Annotated in this window: 15 protein-coding genes and 1 riboswitch; of the genes, 6 read left to right on the top strand and 9 right to left on the bottom strand. The window is 62.6% G+C overall.

Annotated elements, in window-relative coordinates:
- Positions 1-2: 2 nt before the first annotated feature.
- From AC1Q6C_RS20590 to AC1Q6C_RS20580, 3 genes are read left to right on the top strand one after another with little or no spacing between them, the layout of a single operon-like run.
- Positions 3-1,043, top strand: a complete 1,041-nt coding sequence (locus AC1Q6C_RS20590; protein WP_230359696.1) for a Gfo/Idh/MocA family protein — start codon at positions 3-5, stop codon at positions 1,041-1,043.
- A 2-nt stretch (positions 1,044-1,045) separates the two neighbouring features.
- Positions 1,046-1,930: a sugar phosphate isomerase/epimerase family protein gene (locus AC1Q6C_RS20585; RefSeq protein WP_230359695.1), complete on the top strand. Its 885-nt coding sequence runs from the start codon at positions 1,046-1,048 to the stop codon at positions 1,928-1,930.
- Between the two features lie 24 nt (positions 1,931-1,954).
- Entirely contained in the window at positions 1,955-3,460 is a 1,506-nt protein-coding gene (locus AC1Q6C_RS20580) for a CoA-acylating methylmalonate-semialdehyde dehydrogenase (RefSeq protein ID WP_003941032.1), read from the top strand.
- A gap of 62 nt (positions 3,461-3,522) precedes the next feature.
- Here AC1Q6C_RS20580 and AC1Q6C_RS20575 read toward each other — a convergent pair whose 3' ends face one another.
- Both AC1Q6C_RS20575 and AC1Q6C_RS20570 read right to left on the bottom strand, forming a co-directional pair.
- A complete protein-coding gene (locus AC1Q6C_RS20575) occupies positions 3,523-4,095 on the bottom strand; it encodes a dihydrofolate reductase family protein (protein ID WP_230359693.1) in 573 nt (190 codons plus the stop codon).
- A 121-nt stretch (positions 4,096-4,216) separates the two neighbouring features.
- Positions 4,217-4,615 (bottom strand): Rv0361 family membrane protein, encoded by a 399-nt coding sequence (locus tag AC1Q6C_RS20570; protein WP_021343646.1) that lies wholly within the window; start codon positions 4,613-4,615, stop codon positions 4,217-4,219.
- A 103-nt stretch (positions 4,616-4,718) separates the two neighbouring features.
- On the opposite strand from AC1Q6C_RS20570, the gene AC1Q6C_RS20565 reads away from it, so the two are divergent.
- Positions 4,719-6,032, top strand: coding sequence for a D-alanyl-D-alanine carboxypeptidase family protein (locus AC1Q6C_RS20565; protein ID WP_230359692.1), 1,314 nt, complete (start codon positions 4,719-4,721; stop codon positions 6,030-6,032).
- Here AC1Q6C_RS20565 and yhjD read toward each other — a convergent pair.
- The 7 genes from yhjD to AC1Q6C_RS20530 form a co-directional block, all read right to left on the bottom strand.
- A complete protein-coding gene (gene yhjD, locus AC1Q6C_RS20560) occupies positions 6,029-7,063 on the bottom strand; it encodes an inner membrane protein YhjD (protein ID WP_230359691.1) in 1,035 nt (344 codons plus the stop codon). The genes AC1Q6C_RS20565 and yhjD overlap by 4 nt on opposite strands.
- 51 nt (positions 7,064-7,114) lie before the next feature.
- Positions 7,115-8,149, bottom strand: coding sequence for a tryptophan--tRNA ligase (gene trpS / locus AC1Q6C_RS20555; RefSeq protein ID WP_003941025.1), 1,035 nt, complete (start codon positions 8,147-8,149; stop codon positions 7,115-7,117).
- Positions 8,150-8,175: 26 nt separating this feature from the next.
- A complete protein-coding gene (locus tag AC1Q6C_RS20550) occupies positions 8,176-8,670 on the bottom strand; it encodes a barstar family protein (protein ID WP_030535081.1) in 495 nt (164 codons plus the stop codon).
- On the bottom strand, positions 8,670-9,188 hold the full coding sequence (locus tag AC1Q6C_RS20545; RefSeq protein WP_054800923.1) for a guanyl-specific ribonuclease: 519 nt from the start codon (positions 9,186-9,188) through the stop codon (positions 8,670-8,672). Before AC1Q6C_RS20545 ends, AC1Q6C_RS20550 begins: the two co-directional genes overlap by 1 nt.
- A 26-nt stretch (positions 9,189-9,214) precedes the next feature.
- A complete protein-coding gene (locus AC1Q6C_RS20540; RefSeq protein WP_080712672.1) occupies positions 9,215-10,060 on the bottom strand; it encodes an exodeoxyribonuclease III in 846 nt (281 codons plus the stop codon).
- Positions 10,061-10,096: 36 nt separating this feature from the next.
- Entirely contained in the window at positions 10,097-11,236 is a 1,140-nt protein-coding gene (locus AC1Q6C_RS20535) for an MFS transporter (protein ID WP_050654859.1), read from the bottom strand.
- A 199-nt stretch (positions 11,237-11,435) separates the two neighbouring features.
- Positions 11,436-12,659: an NADP-dependent isocitrate dehydrogenase gene (locus tag AC1Q6C_RS20530; RefSeq protein ID WP_230359689.1), complete on the bottom strand. Its 1,224-nt coding sequence runs from the start codon at positions 12,657-12,659 to the stop codon at positions 11,436-11,438.
- A 305-nt stretch (positions 12,660-12,964) separates the two neighbouring features.
- A riboswitch (SAM riboswitch) is annotated at positions 12,965-13,105 on the top strand.
- A gap of 143 nt (positions 13,106-13,248) precedes the next feature.
- Between AC1Q6C_RS20530 and AC1Q6C_RS20525 the strand changes: the two genes are divergently transcribed.
- Both AC1Q6C_RS20525 and metX read left to right on the top strand, forming a co-directional pair.
- Positions 13,249-14,574 carry a bifunctional o-acetylhomoserine/o-acetylserine sulfhydrylase gene (locus AC1Q6C_RS20525; protein ID WP_007727392.1) on the top strand — a complete coding sequence of 442 codons (1,326 nt, stop codon included), beginning with the start codon at positions 13,249-13,251 and terminating at the stop codon, positions 14,572-14,574.
- Positions 14,571-15,707, top strand: coding sequence for a homoserine O-acetyltransferase MetX (gene metX, locus AC1Q6C_RS20520; protein ID WP_007727395.1), 1,137 nt, complete (start codon positions 14,571-14,573; stop codon positions 15,705-15,707). The genes AC1Q6C_RS20525 and metX overlap by 4 nt, the downstream gene beginning before the upstream one ends.
- Positions 15,708-15,716 lie beyond the last annotated feature (9 nt).

The raw sequence follows: 15,716 nt of genomic DNA, 5'->3' as shown, positions 1-15,716 counted from the left end.
GCATGTCTGACAACCAGGATCTCCGGATCGCAGTGCTCGGCGTCGGCATCATGGGGGCCGATCACGTCGACCGCATCACCAACAAGATCGGCGGTGCCCGCGTCACCGTCGTCAACGACTACTCTCTCGCCCGCGCCGAGGAAATCGCAGCACTGACGCCAGGGGCGCGCGTCGTCGTCGATCCGTTCGATGCCATCGCAGCCGAGGACGTCGACGCCGTTGTTCTCGCAACCCCGGGCCCGACCCATGAGAAGCAGGTTCTTGCCTGCCTCGAAGCGGGCAAGCCTGTTCTCTGCGAAAAGCCGCTGACCACCGACGCGGACAGTTCGCTCACGATCGTCAAAGCCGAAGCAGCGCTGGGAAAAAGACTGATCCAGGTTGGTTTCATGCGCCGGTTCGACCACGAATACAACCAGCTCAAGGATTTGATCGACAGCGGCGATCTCGGTCGCCCTCTCGTTGTGCACTGCGCGCACCGCAATCCTGCGGTTCCGAACGGCTTCGACAGCGCGATGATCGTCAAGGACTCACTCGTCCACGAGGTCGACGTGACACGATTCCTGCTCGACGAAGAGATCACCTCGGTGCAGATCATCCGACCGGCCGCGAATTCGCTTGCTCCCGAGGGCATTCAAGACCCACAGATCGCGATATTCGAGACCGAGTCCGGCAGACACGTCGACGCCGAGGTGTTTGTCACCACCGGAGTTGCCTACGAGGTGCGCACCGAAGTTGTCGGCGAACTCGGAAGCGCGATGATCGGACTCGACGTGGGACTGATCCGAAAGACCAAGCCCGGCAACTGGGGTGGGCAGATCACCCCAGGATTCCGCGAACGCTTCGGGCAGGCATACGACACCGAGTTCGCCCGGTGGATCAAGGCAGTGAAGACGGGCGCCGGCACCGGCAACTACATCGACGGACCAGGTGCCTGGGACGGGTACGCCGCGGCCGCTGTCTGCGCCGCCGGTGTGAAGTCTCTGGAGACGGGTCAGCGCGTCGTCGTGGACATGGTTGCGCGCGACTCTGTGGCCGGAGCTTAGCGATGAAGGTCGCACTCGACCCCACACCTTTCCATCACGAGTACTCACTACTCGAGCTACCTCAGGTTGTTGCCGATCTCGGGTACGAGTACCTGCAGCTCACACCGCACGTCGACATGATCCCGTTCTTCAATCACCCGAAAGCCGACGACGCGCTCGTCACCGAGTTCCGGAAGGCCTGCGCGAGTGCGGGAGTCGGCATCGCGTCGGTGCTCCCGGTGCTTCGGTGGTCCGGCCCGGACGAGGACGCTCGCGAAGCAGCCGTGCGCTACTGGAAGCGGGCCATCCAGATCACGGTCGATCTCGGTGTCAACGTCATGAACACCGAATTCTCCGGCCGCCCCGAAAAGGCCGAAGAGTCCGAGCGTGCGTTCTATCGTTCGATGGAGGAACTGGTTCCGATCATCGAACGCGAGGGAATCGACGTCCTGATCGACCCCCACCCGGACGATTTTGTCGAAGACGGACTAGCCGCGATCCGCACGATCCGTGGTGTGAACTCCAAGAACCTCGGCATGGTGATCGTGGCGTGCCACCAATTCCACATGGGTGGGGACCTTCCCGCCATCATGGAGGCCGCCGGCGACATGGTCCGACTCGTTCACGTGGCGGACACCATGGATCATCACCGTTCCCACGGACTGCGCTACATCACCAACCCGCCAGGCAATGCCGTTCGAGTGCATCAGCATCTCAAAATCGGTGACGGAGACGTCAACTGGGACGAATTCTTCGGCGGTCTCTGCAAACTCGGCTTCTACGAACGTGAGAACACCGTGATGGTGTCGAGCGTCTTCGCCGAGAACGAAAACGCGCACGAGGTTTCCCGGTACCAGCGCGAGACGATGAACGACTACGTCGCCAAGTACACCTCCCCGAACTCCTGAGTCACCAGACCACTAGGAAATACCATGACCAGCACTGATACTCGCGTCATCGCGCACTGGCTGGACGGCAAGCCGTTCGCCGGAACGTCCGAGGACACCGCCACCGTCACCAACCCCGCCACCGGACAGATCACCGGCCGACTGGCCCTGGCGAACCTCGAGGACGCCCGCGCTGTCATCGACGCGGCTGCGGCGGCCTTCCCCGCCTGGCGTGACACCTCACTGGCCCGGCGCACACAGGTACTGTTCAGCTTCCGCGAACTCCTCAATGCTCGCAAAGGTGAACTCGCCGAGATCATCACAGCCGAGCACGGCAAGGTTCTCTCCGACGCCCTCGGCGAAATCAGCCGCGGGCAGGAAGTTGTCGAATTCGCTTGCGGAATACCGCATCTCCTCAAGGGCGGATACACCGAGAATGCATCGACCAAGGTCGACGTCTACTCCATCCGCCAACCCCTCGGCCCCGTCGGCATCATCTCGCCCTTCAACTTTCCCGCGATGGTCCCCATGTGGTTCTTCCCGGTCGCCATCGCCGCCGGGAACACCGTGATTCTCAAGCCCTCGGAGAAGGACCCCACCGCGGCGATCTGGCTCGCCGAACTCTGGGCCGAAGCCGGTCTGCCCCCCGGCGTCTTCAACGTCCTCCAAGGTGACAAGCTCGCCGTCGACGAACTTCTGGAAAACAAAGCAGTCAAAGCGATTTCGTTTGTCGGATCCACCCCCATCGCCCAGTACGTCTATGCCACCGGCACCGCCAACGGCAAACGCGTGCAAGCACTCGGCGGCGCCAAGAACCACGCCATCGTTCTGCCGGACGCCGACCTCGACCTCGCCGCCGACGCAATGGTCAACGCGGGATTCGGCTCCGCGGGCGAACGATGCATGGCGATCTCCGCCCTGGTCGCAGTCGGCGACATCGCCGACGAACTGGTTGCCAAGATCGTCGAACGCACCACTCCCCTCGTCACCGGTGACGGCACCAAGAACTCCGACATGGGTCCGCTCGTCACCAAGGCCCATCGCGACAAAGTCGCGTCCTATGTCGATGCCGGCGAGAAGGACGGTGCCACGATCGTGGTCGACGGACGCACAGTTCAGGCCGATGGTGGACCGGACGGCTTCTGGCTCGGGCCCACCCTCATCGACCACGTCACCACCGACATGTCGATCTACACCGACGAAATCTTCGGACCTGTTCTCTCCGTCGTGCGTGTCGATACCTACGACCAAGCCCTCGAACTGATCAACAACAACCCGTACGGAAACGGCACCGCCATCTTCACCAACGACGGCGGCGCTGCCCGACGCTTCCAGAACGAGGTGGAGGTCGGAATGATCGGCATCAACGTCCCCATCCCGGTTCCCATGGCCTACTACAGCTTCGGCGGCTGGAAGAACAGCCTCTTCGGTGACACCCACGCTCACGGGACAGAAGGTGTTCATTTCTTCACGCGAGGTAAAGCCGTCACCAGTCGCTGGCTCGACCCCAGCCACGGCGGAATCAACCTCGGATTCCCCGAGAACAGTTAGCCGGCAAGACATCTGTGGCCGAGGCTCTCGAAGAGTCTCGGCCACAGATGTTTTCGAGAGGTCTACGTGACCGTTGGGTGGTACGTCAGTACTTGAACTCCGGATTCGTACCGACGATCGTCCTTCAACTCGAGGACGATCTTGTCGGCCGATTCGGGGAACACTCTCCCGCCGGACCCGAGAATGACCGGGAAGACCATCAGACGAAGCTCGTCGACCAGACCGGCCAGCAACAACGCGTGGACGAGCGTCCGACTTCCCGCGACCAGGATTTCGCCGTCGATCTGCTCCTTCAGCTTCGGAACGGCTTCCTCGATGGGACCGTCGAGCGCCGTCGAGTTGTTCCATTCGAGCGGTTCGGTCGAACTCGTGACGACGTACTTGGGCATCGCGTTCATCTTGTCCGCAAAGCCTTGGTCGTCCTCGCGCTCAGGCCAGGCACCGGCGAAGCTCTCGTAGGTCCGCCGCCCGAGCAGAAGGACGTCCGCGGCGAGGGTTTCGTCGAGTTTGAACTTCATCTGATCGCCCTCCTGGTACGGAAAGACCCATCCAGTGTGCGCATAACCCGGTTCGCCACCGGGCGCTTCCATCACCATGTCCAAAGACACGAATTCTGTCACCACGATCTTGCCCATACCGATCCCCTGTCGTCAGTGCGTGTGCGCCATTCGAGTAGCCGACTACCCCACTGTTACAGACTCTGCGTGGTGGTGGAACTCATCGGCGGCGATCTCCGATTGTCACCACATAAAGACGTCAGCACACAACCCAGGCACCGTTCTCCTTGATCAACGTGATGTCTTCGCGCATCATCTCGGACGGATCCTCGGTGCTGTAATGGCGAGTGTTGGCTGTCGCCGAATCCCCGTTCACGACGATGTTCTCCACTCCGTCCAGCCTCAGACTGGCAAGTGCGTCGTCGAACGGCGACTCTTCGACTCGCGGACTCTCGCTGCGCATCGAACTGCATTGAGTGCTGTCCACTGCCTCCCAGTCCCTTTCGGCCATGAATTCGAAACTCTGACCGACGACCGCAGAGATTTGGCTCTCGGCCGACGGTTCCGAATCGCCGGAACATCCGACGACAGCGGTCAATGCTCCAACGAGCGTCATTGCCGCGAGCGTCTGGCGTCCACGCGTGCCTGCGAAGTTCATCCGTCCACTATGACCGATGTACAAACCGAATCGCCTGTTTTCGATCCCTCTGCTTGCGTGGCGATTCGGACGTTCCCTCAGGTTCGCATACCCTCGTATATCGATGATGTGGCGTCGAAAGTGTGCAGTGGCAGTAGCCGGAACAGTGCTCTCAGGGAGCATTGCGTTTACCGGTGTCGTAGGGACCTCGGGAGTGGCCGGCGCCCAACCGGCCCCGCCGCCGCCCACCACCACCACCGAAGCGCCGTTCACAACACCCAACACCGACAGCTGCCCGTTCACGAGTAGCCCGGCACCGGCGATCGATCTCTCCGAAGCACCCGCGCCCGGATCCACGGCCCCGACTGCTGTCCCGATTCCGGAAAGCCCCGTCGGTGGAGACAAGCTCGGCGAGTGCGGTGTTGTGCTCCCTGACGGCGCTCCCCCGCTCCCGGCCGACATCGCGGCATCAGGATGGGTACTCGCGGACGCCGAAACCGGCGAGGTCCTCGCCGCCAAAGATCCGCACGGTCGCTACCGCCCGGCCAGCACCATCAAGATGCTCTTGGCTCTTGTCGCGCTCGACGAACTCGATCTCGACACCGAAATCACCGCAACGGCCGAAGACGCGGACGCTGAAGGTAGCGCTGTCGGCATCGGCAAGGGCGGCAAGTACACCAACCGGCAACTGATGCAGGGTCTGGTCATGGCGTCGGGAAACGATGCCGCGCATGCTCTTGCCCGCCAACTCGGCGGTGACGCTGCAGCCGTGTCGAAAATGAACGCGCTCGCGGCCGAACTCGGCGCCCTCGACACTCGCACGGCAACTCCATCCGGACTCGACGGCCCGGGGATGAGCAGCTCGCCGTACGACCTGGCCGTGATTTTCCATACCGCCCTGCAGAATCCGACGTTTGCCGGTCTGATCCATACCGAGACCGTCGAATTTCCCGGCTTCCCCAAGGATCCGACGATTCCCGACGATCAGGACCGCCCCGGATTCACTCTCGCCAACGACAATCAGCTGCTCTACAACTACGACGGCGCATTGGGCGGCAAGACCGGCTTCACCGACGACGCCCGCCACACGTATGTGGGTGGCGCGGAGCGTAACGGCCGGAAACTACTGGTGACATTGATGGGCGGCGAAGCCAAGCCGATCCGTCCGTGGGAACAAGCTGCCCGTCTACTCGACTACGGATATGCACTCCCCGCGAGCACAACCGTCGGCTCGTTGACGGACCGATCCACCGACGATGCCTCGCCCGAGGTCACTCGCACACCGTCTGCCGCTGCACCAGGCTCGATCTCGGCTGCACCCACCGCTACCGACGCCGAATCCGACACCACTGACCGCATACTCATCGGTGCGGTCGGCGGAGTAGTGGTGATCGCGCTGGTGGCGGGAGCCGTTGCCCTCAACCGTCGGAAGCGCTAGCGCGGCCGACGACGCATGAAGCCCGAAAGACCCAGGCCGGCAACCGCACCCGTGGCGATCAGCGCAGCCACGCGAGACGGTGAAGCACCGTCACTGACAACGATTCGCGGCGAGATCACTGCGGGATCCGGCGGCGGAACGAACGCCAGGGCCATACTTTCCTTGGTCGTCGCCGCCCACGCCGTGCAGAACAGCAGCATCCGTGACGCCGTGAACACGAACACGAGCAAACCGATGATCGGACCGAATGCCACGCCCGCTGGTCCGTTGGTGACGGCAGCGAGGTAGATCGCACCCACCTGCTTGAAGATCTCGAACACAATCGCGGCGATAACCGCTGCCTGCGCAGCGCTACGCAGCGTGACAGGCTCGCGCGGCAGCCGGGCGATCACCCACAGGAACACCGCCCACGTCGCCAGGACTGAGAGCAACAGTGAAACAACTCTGAGCCCCACGCCGACACCGGTGATGTTCTCGAGGTTGAGCCATTTCACGATCTGAGTCGCAACCGGCCCACTGCTCAGCGCCGACATTCCCAGTGAGACGACCATGGCGAGAGCCAGACCGACGAGGGCCCCTGCGTCACCAAGTTTGGTACGTACGAACCCCTTGGGCTCGCGCTTGCTCTCCCACATCGCCGTCAGCGCGTCGCGAACATTTGCCATCCAACCGAGACCCGCGTACGCAGCACCCAGGAGGCCGAAGATTCCGACGCTCGCGCGCGAGTCGATGGCCGAATCGATCAGCGTGTTGATGGTGTCACCCAAGCTGCCCGGAATGCTCTTGGTGATCTGCTCCTGAATCGACTCCAGGTACTCGGGATGCCCGGCCAATACGAAACCGGCCACTGCAAACGCGACCATCATGATCGGAATCAACGCGAGAACGCTGAAGTACGTGATACCAGCAGCGTAATAGTCGCCTTTTTGCTCTTGAAACCGTCCGGCCGCGCGAACCAGATGATCGAGCCAGGGTCGCGCTGCCCGTTGCTTCTCGAGAAAGCTCGGTGCGTCGTCGTCCGTGTCAGCCATTGCCGTCCCCCTCATGTTCGGTCAGGCGTCGTGAGTCCGAATTCGCGTAAGTCAGCCCTTCGGTGCCAGGAATCCGACCTTGTCATAGACGGCGGCGAGAGTGCGTGAAGACACCTCACGGGCGCGGTGCGCTCCGGCCGCGATGATGCGATCCAGCTCTGCCTCGTCGGCAAGGTAACCGTCGACCTTCGCCTTGAGTGGGGTGACGAACTCGGTCAGCACGTCAGCGGTATCGGTCTTGAGGTCGCCGTACCCCTTGCCCTCGTAACCGGCCACCAGAGTCTCGATCGGTACTCCCGAGAGAGCCGACTGAATGGTGAGCAGGTTGCTGACGCCCGGCTTGGCCTGCGGGTCGAAACGAATCTCGCGCTCGTTGTCGGTGACGGCCGACTTGATCTTCTTTGCCGACACCTTCGGATCGTCGAGCAGATTGATCAGTCCGGCCGCACTGGCGGCGGACTTGCTCATCTTCGCGGTTGGATCCTGCAGGTCGTAGATCTTTGCCGTGCCCTTGATGATCTGCGGCTCGGGAACGACGAACGCCTTGCCGTAGCGGGTGTTGAACCGGCCGGCCAGATCGCGTGCGAGTTCGAGGTGCTGACGCTGATCCTCACCCACGGGGACTCGCTGCGGGCGGTACAGAAGGATGTCCGCGGCCATCAGAACCGGATACGTGAACAAGCCGACACTGGCGTTGTCGCTGCCTTGCTTGGCGGACTTGTCCTTGAACTGCGTCATACGACTGGCTTCACCGAAACCGGTGATGCAGTTCAGGACCCACGCCAACTGTGCGTGCTCGGGAACCTGACTCTGCACGAACAGCGTCGCCCGATCCGGATCGATCCCCACCGCAAGGAGCTGAGCGACCGCAACCTTGGTGCGACGACGCAATTCCTTCGGGTCCTGCGTCACCGTGATGGCGTGAAGATCCGGAATGAAGTAGAAAGCGTCGAAATCGTCCTGCAACGGAACCCACTGCTGCAGCGCACCCAGGTAGTTGCCGAGGTGGAAAGAATCCGACGTCGGCTGGATTCCGGAAAGCACGCGAGGCTTTGCGGTGGGCTTCTGTTCTGCAGGGGTCGACATGGTTCCGATCTTTTCACGAGTGGAAATCAGTGCAGTGGCGTGGTGCCCGGGTAGTCGAGTTCGACGAGGTCTTCACCGTGGGCGGTGAGGTCCTCCGCACCGAACTGGTAGACGGTCCGGAAAACGACGGGTTCCCATTCTTCGGCGTAGAAGTCCATCGTTTCGCAGAACCACTCCAACTGATCCTGTTGCTCGGACAGTAGAGAACCCGCGCCTCGGACCACAACTACATATCCGGCGCCGAGTCCGAGGACGTCGTCGAGATCGCGCATGACATCGTCGAAAGCGTCTTTGTTTCGTCCGAAGTGGGACGGAAACTGGAAGGCTGCCGCGAACTCGTCGAAGACCTGCGCCGTTGTTCGCATGTTCTCGCCGCGAACCACCCGAACGACAAAATTCTCGGCACGGAGTTGACGTGCAAGATCATCTGCAACGGCCGGGTCGCTCTGCAGGGCCACTGAAGCCACATCCGAAGACGGATCCAGCCACTGCGCCACGCTGACCGTAGACGAGTCGGACATCAGCGAATCCTCACAAACGTGTCGTAGTGATCGAGGGTGTACCACGCCGAACCGTCGTTGCCGGTGACGATTCGCTCGGCGTCGCGTCCTTGGCCGTTCTTCTTCGGGTTCACGTCCCATTCCTGATAGACGACACGTCCGCCACCGGCACCGACAGCGGGTAGGCGGCCTTCGCTGTTGCGGAAGGTGATGCCGCCCTTGGTGCCCGGCGCATTGGCGGAATCCGGCCACCTCCCGGCGTCGATCTCGACCAGCGTGGCGAGCACTCGCGCCGGCGCATCGGTGCTTGTCTGCTGCGTTGGCTTGGCAGCGGAATTCGAGGGCGCGGAACTCGACGGCGCAGCCTTGGTGGTGGCGCCAGGCTTGGCTTGAACACTCGAGGACTGAACGCTCGAGGACTTCGTACCCGACGACGCCGAACTGTCGGAGTCACGTGAAGAAAGGGTGACCGCCAGTACGAGCGCAACCACCGCCACCACGACGGTGATGATGGCGTTGCGCGTCTTTGCGCTCGGCATTTTCAGACCTTCAGACATACGCGTCTCTATCGGTACGAGACGGTGACAGGCGCATGATCCGACCAACGGAGGTCGTAGGACTCAGCGCGTTCCACGAGCGCGACCTTGGCCCGCTCGGCGTATCCGCGAGTGGCAACCTGGTAATCGATACGCCAACCCGAATCGTTGTCGAATGCCTTTCCGCGGTACGACCACCACGAGTACGGGCCGTCGACACCCGGATGGAGGGCGCGGAAGACGTCCACCCACGCGGAATCTTCGGCGAACAGCAGATCCATCCAGGCGCGCTCCTCGGGGAGGAATCCCGAAGACTTCTTGTTGGTCTTCCAGTTCTTGAGGTCGAGTTCGGTGTGCGCGATGTTCCAATCGCCGCTGACCACCACGTGACGATCGGCAGCCTCGGCCGCCGCAGCGGTGGTAGCGAGGTGAACTGCGAAGGACGCCATGAACCGCTCCTTCTCCTCCTGCTTCGGCGTGAGCGCCTCACCGGAGGGCAGGTACAGGCTCGCGACGGTCAGATCGGCGAAGTCGGCTTCGATGTATCGACCGGCGTCGAGAAACTCGTCGTCCCCGTGACCGATCCGCACCGCGTCAGGTTCCGTGCGTGAGAGCACCGCGACTCCGTTGCGTCCCTTCGCGGACGGCTCGGCGGAGACGAGGAACCATCCGTTGCCGAGCGCTGGTTCGAGAGTCTCGCGAAGCTGATCGTCCGACGCACGCGTTTCCTGAAGGCAGATGAAATCCGCCGACGTCTTCTCCAGCCAGTCGAGCATGCCCTTGCGGGCAGCTGCTCGAACGCCGTTGACGTTCACGGACGTGATGGTGTGGGGCGCAAGAATGTGGGAGTCAGCAGTTTGTGGCACGGCAAGCACCGTAGCCGATTCCACCGACGCGGATGGGCGCCCAGGTCAGCGCGCGGCCCTACGCTGCAGAATCACCGCTACCGCCAGCACGACGAGACCCGCGACGGCCAGCAACGACCCCACCGCTGCCGGCGCGGTGTACCCGTAACCGGCTGCGATGACGACGCCGCCGATCCACGCTCCGAAGGCGTTGGCGATGTTGAGTGCGGCGTGATTGAGAGACGCGGCCAAGGTCTGAGCATCCTCGGCGACATCCATCAACCGTGTCTGGAGGCCAGGCACCATCGACGACCCGGCGAGCCCGATGAGGAAGACGAAGATCAGTGCCGTGTACGGATTGCGCACGGCCATCACGAAGACCGCGAGGATCACAACGAGGGATCCCATCGACAGGAACAAGCCCTTCATCAGTGCGCGATCCGCGAGGTATCCACCGACGAAGTTGCCGGCCACCATGCCCAGTCCGTACAGCATGAGTGCGAGGGGAATGAACGAAGCGCCAAGCCCGGACACGTCGGTGAGAGTCGTACTGATGTAGGTGTAGACGGCAAACATCCCGCCGAATCCGACCATGCCCACGATCAAGGTCATCCACACCTGAACGCGGCCCAGTGCCCCGAGTTCGGTGATCGGATTCGTCACCGGCATACCGTCCAACCGCGGAATCCAGACGAACAGCGAAGCAACCGTTGCCACTCCGATCACCGCAACCAAGGCAAAGGCGCTGCGCCAGCCGAGTGCCTGGCCGATCCAGGCCGCGACCGGCACACCGATCACGTTGGCCACGGAAAGACCCATCATCACCATCGCGACGGCCTTCGCGCGTTTTCCCGGTTCGGCCAGGTGAGCTGCGACCAGTGCGGCGACTCCGAAGTAGGCGCCGTGCGGCAATCCGGCGACGAAGCGGGCCATCATCAGCGTCGTGTACGAGGGCGCGAAAACCGAAGCGGCATTGCCGACGGTGAACGCGACCATGAGTGCGATCAACAGGGTGCGGCGCGGAACCCGTGCGGTGAGTGCAGCGATCAGTGGAGCACCGACGACAACCCCGAGCGCGTATGCCGAGATCACGTGGCCCGCGATGGGTTCCGAGACACCGAGCCCGGTTGCCATTTCCGGGAGCAATCCCATGGCGACGAACTCGGTGGTGCCGATACCGAAACCGCCGAGGGCAAGAGCGAGCATCGCCGGACCTCTGGCGGAACGAACCCCGGGTGTCGAGGTGTCAGAAAGGGAGAGGGTAGACGAAGTCACTGATCAATTGTGGTCTCACACCTGGTTGAACTTCCAAGTGAGAGCGGGTGAGTTCACTCACTTGAGACCGCGAACACAAATGGGACGCCCGGTTTCCCAGACGTCCCATTTGACAGGTGAAGCGGTGAATCTACTTCGCGGCCATGGCCTTCTGCAGGTTCACGTCGAGCGCGCCGAGGAACTCCTCGGTGGTCAGGTAGCCCTGATCGCCGCCGACCAGCATCGAGAGGTCCTTGGTCATCTGGCCGCTTTCGACGGTCTTGATGACAACGTCTTCGAGCGCCTGCGCGAAGCCGATGACCTCAGGGGCGCTGTCGAGCTTGCCACGATGCTCGAGCCCGCGGGTCCACGCGAAGATGGACGCGATCGGGTTGGTCGAGGTGGGCTTGCCCTGCTGGTGCTGACGGTAGTGACGCGTCACGGTGCCGTGAGCAGCCTCTGCCTCACAGGTCTTTCCGTCCGGTGTCAGCAGAACCGACGTCATGAGGCCGAGCGAACCGAAGCCCTGGGCCACGGTGTCGGACTGGACGTCGCCGTCGTAGTTCTTGCATGCCCAGACGTATCCGCCCTCCCACTTGAGTGCGGAAGCGACCATGTCGTCGATGAGGCGGTGCTCGTAGGTCAGACCTGCAGCATCGAACTCAGCCTTGAACTCGGTCTCGTAGACGTGCTGGAAGATGTCCTTGAAGGCACCGTCGTACGCCTTGAGAATGGTGTTCTTGGTGGACAGGTACACCGGGTAGTTCTGCTGCAGTCCGTAGGTGAGCGACGCGCGAGCGAAGTCACGGATGGACGTGGTGAAGTTGTACTGCCCCTGGACGACGCCGCCCTCTTCGGGGAAGTTGACCAGTTCGTGCTCGATCGGTGCGCTGCCGTCCTCAGGCGTGTAGGTGATCATCACCTTGCCGGGGCCGGGGACCTTGAAGTCTGTGGCGCGGTACTGGTCGCCGAATGCGTGACGGCCGATGATGATCGGCTTGGTCCAGCCCGGAACGAGTCGCGGAACGTTGGAGATGATGATCGGTGCGCGGAAGATCGTGCCGCCGAGAATGTTGCGGATCGTTCCGTTCGGGGAACGCCACATCTTCTTGAGACCGAATTCCTCGACACGTGCCTCGTCCGGCGTGATCGTGGCGCATTTGACGCCGACGCCGTGCTTCTGGATCGCGTGCGCTGCGTCGATGGTGACCTGGTCGTCGGTCTCGTCGCGGTACTCGATACCGAGGTCGTAGTACTCGAGGTTCACATCGAGATACGGATGGATCAACTTGTCTTTGATGAACTGCCAGATAATGCGCGTCATCTCATCGCCGTCGAGTTCGACGACGGTGCCCTCAACCTTGATTTTGGACATGGGTGCTTCGCGTCCTCCTAGGAAGTTTCCCTGGTTACACGGTTGCGGTCACACTTTGTGAGTGGGTCCGCGAACGGTTCGATTATCAAACCTAGACGGTGTGGACTGATCTCGGGAGATGAGTCCCAAACAAGACAAGCGTACTGCTAACCCGTGAGGCCGCAACCGGCAGGTCCACTCATCGGTCTCTACTCGCGAGTAACTTTTGCCTGCTAGTGGGCTGCGTCGCCCTGCCTCGCGTGCGGTTGCGGCTCACATTTCGCCCCGTGTCAGGACTGCGCTCACTTCCCGGTAGAATCCGACTTGGTCATGAGTGCCAGCGTCAAGCCCCGGCTCGCTGGACGGCAACCCTCCAACCGCGGTGGGGTGCCCCGGGTGATGACCAGGTTTCCCGACGTGGATCTGCTCGCGCAGTTCCACCGCAATTCGGGTGACAAGCGCGGGTCCGACAGGGACGGACCCCAGACCGGGCCGAGCCCCACGGAGGTATTTCAGTATGTGTCGCACTTGTAGATAGACCCCAGCACGGGGCGGCGATCATTCGCCCCCGTCCGACATCTATCCGTCAGACCACTGGAGTGAACAGATCATGACCGACAACACAGCCGACGCCGCAGCAACTTCGGATCCGACCGCCAACTGGTCGTTCGAGACCAAGCAGGTGCACGCCGGACAAACAGCGGACACCGCCACAAATGCGCGCGCTCTGCCGATCTACCAGACCACCAGCTACGTCTTCGACAGCACCGATCACGCTGCTGCACTGTTCGGCCTCGCCGAGCCGGGCAACATCTACACGCGGATCATGAATCCCACACAAGACGCCGTCGAGCAGCGCATCGCTGCCCTCGAAGGCGGAGTCGCCGCACTCCTCCTCTCCTCGGGTCAGGCCGCCGAGACCATCGCGATCCTCAACATCGCCGAGGCCGGCGACCACATCGTCTCCAGCCCGTACCTGTACGGCGGCACGTACAACCTCCTGCATTACACCCTTCGTAAGCTGGGCATCGAAGTCACGTTCGTCGAGGATCCCGACAATCTCGAGCAGTGGCGCGAAGCCATTCGCCCGAACACGAAGGCGTTCTACGGCGAAACGATCGCCAATCCGAAGAACCACATCCTCGACCTACCCGGTATCTCGTCACTGGCCCACGAGAACGGTCTTCCGTTGATCGTGGACAACACAGTCGCGACGCCGTACCTGCTTCGCCCACTCGAACACGGCGCCGACATCGTCGTTCACTCCGCCACCAAATACCTTGGTGGACACGGCACCGCGATCGCCGGCGTCATCGTCGACGGTGGCACTTTCGACTGGACGCAGGGTCGCCACACGAACTTCACGACGCCTGATCCCAGCTACCACGGCGTCACCTTCGCGGACCTCGGCGCGCCGGCGTTCGCACTCAAGGCCCGCGTCCAACTGCTGCGCGATCTCGGTTCCGCCGTGGCGCCGTTCAACGCGTTCCTCATCGCGCAGGGTATCGAAACCTTGAGCCTGCGCATCGAGCGCCACGTATCCAATGCACAGAAGGTCGCCGAATTCCTCGACGGTCACGTCGAGGTGGCCTCCGTTTCCTACGCGGGACTTCCCTCCTCGCCATGGTTCGAACGTGGAAAGCAGCTGACGCCCAAGGGAACCGGCGCCATCGTCACCTTCGAGCTGCCCGGCGGTATCGATGCGGGCAAGACATTCGTCAACGCCCTGACGCTGCACAGCCACGTCGCCAACATCGGTGACGTTCGCTCACTCGTCATCCACCCCGCGTCGACGACACACTCGCAGCTCACCCCCGAAGAGCAGCTCGCCTCCGGTGTCACACCCGGGCTCGTCCGCCTCGCGGTCGGCATCGAAGGAATCGACGACATCCTCGCCGATCTCACCGTCGGCCTGGCAGCGGTGGCAAACTCGTGACCGTGAACGAATTGGAGCCCAGGATCGACCTCCTGCCCCCACCCGACGGCCAGGTGGGGTTCGTCGACATCGGTGCCTTGGAACTCGAGAGCGGCGCGGTGCTCCCATCGGTTTCGCTCGCCGTTCAGCGGTGGGGTGAGCTTTCCCCGAACCGCGACAACGTCGTACTCGTCGAGCACGCACTGACCGGAGACTCACACGTCACCGGACCGATCTCCGCGAATCAGCCCTCCCCCGGCTGGTGGAACGGGATGGTCGGCCCCGGCGAACCGATCGACACCGGCGAATGGTGCGTCATCGCAACCAATGTCCTCGGTGGTTGTCGCGGCACGACCGGTCCCAGTTCGCCGGCCGACGACGGCAAGCCGTGGGGCAGCAGGTTCCCGGAGATCTCCATCCGGGATCAGATCGCGGCGGAGAAGAAGCTCGTCGATCTCCTCGGGATCGACCAGTTGGCCTCGGTAGTCGGCGGATCCATGGGGGGCATGCGCACCCTCGAATGGGCAGTTACCTACCCGGACGGCATTCGCTCCGCGTTGGTTCTCGCAACCGGTTCACGGGCCACTGCAGATCAGATCGGCACCCAGACGACGCAGATCGCTGCCATCGTCTCCGATCCGGATTGGCAGGGCGGTGACTACCACGGAACAGGGCGGGCACCTCGCACCGGACTCGGCATCGCCCGTCGCATCGCGCACCTGACGTACCGCACCGAGTCCGAACTGGACGCGCGCTTCGAGAACTCCGCTCAGAACGACGAAAATCCTTGGAACGGTGGACGATACGCCGTACAGAGTTACCTGGAACATCAGGCAGACAAGCTGGTCGACCGCTTCGACCCGAGCACGTACGTCCTCCTGACCGAGGCCATGAACCGGCACGACATCGGTCGTGGACGCGGCGGTGTTGCGGCGGCGTTGGCATCGATCACGGCACCGGTCGTGGTGGGCGGCGTCGACTCGGATCGGCTGTATCCCCTTCGCTTGCAGGAGGAGATCGCCGACGGAATTTCCACGTGCAGCGGCCTCGAGATTCTCAAGTCCAAGGACGGCCACGACGGCTTCCTGACGGAGGCGGACGCCGTCGCCGGACTGCTTCGCCGAACGATGGAGTTCGCACGTACGGCTCGCTGATTCGGCACA

The sequence above is a fragment of the Rhodococcus sp. MT28 genome, assembly GCF_058792695.1.
This window is presented reverse-complemented; position numbering and strand designations above follow the sequence as displayed.

Coding starts and splice junctions, on each gene's coding strand:
- AC1Q6C_RS20590 (WP_230359696.1), top strand. CDS start 3: ATGTCTGACAACCAGGATCTCCGGATCGCAGTGCTCGGCGTCGGCATC.
- AC1Q6C_RS20585 (WP_230359695.1), top strand. CDS start 1,046: ATGAAGGTCGCACTCGACCCCACACCTTTCCATCACGAGTACTCACTA.
- AC1Q6C_RS20580 (WP_003941032.1), top strand. CDS start 1,955: ATGACCAGCACTGATACTCGCGTCATCGCGCACTGGCTGGACGGCAAG.
- AC1Q6C_RS20575 (WP_230359693.1), bottom strand. CDS start 4,095: ATGGGCAAGATCGTGGTGACAGAATTCGTGTCTTTGGACATGGTGATG.
- AC1Q6C_RS20570 (WP_021343646.1), bottom strand. CDS start 4,615: ATGAACTTCGCAGGCACGCGTGGACGCCAGACGCTCGCGGCAATGACG.
- AC1Q6C_RS20565 (WP_230359692.1), top strand. CDS start 4,719: ATGATGTGGCGTCGAAAGTGTGCAGTGGCAGTAGCCGGAACAGTGCTC.
- yhjD (WP_230359691.1), bottom strand. CDS start 7,063: ATGGCTGACACGGACGACGACGCACCGAGCTTTCTCGAGAAGCAACGG.
- trpS (WP_003941025.1), bottom strand. CDS start 8,149: ATGTCGACCCCTGCAGAACAGAAGCCCACCGCAAAGCCTCGCGTGCTT.
- AC1Q6C_RS20550 (WP_030535081.1), bottom strand. CDS start 8,670: ATGTCCGACTCGTCTACGGTCAGCGTGGCGCAGTGGCTGGATCCGTCT.
- AC1Q6C_RS20545 (WP_054800923.1), bottom strand. CDS start 9,188: ATGCCGAGCGCAAAGACGCGCAACGCCATCATCACCGTCGTGGTGGCG.
- AC1Q6C_RS20535 (WP_050654859.1), bottom strand. CDS start 11,236: ATGCTCGCTCTTGCCCTCGGCGGTTTCGGTATCGGCACCACCGAGTTC.
- AC1Q6C_RS20530 (WP_230359689.1), bottom strand. CDS start 12,659: ATGTCCAAAATCAAGGTTGAGGGCACCGTCGTCGAACTCGACGGCGAT.
- AC1Q6C_RS20525 (WP_007727392.1), top strand. CDS start 13,249: ATGACCGACAACACAGCCGACGCCGCAGCAACTTCGGATCCGACCGCC.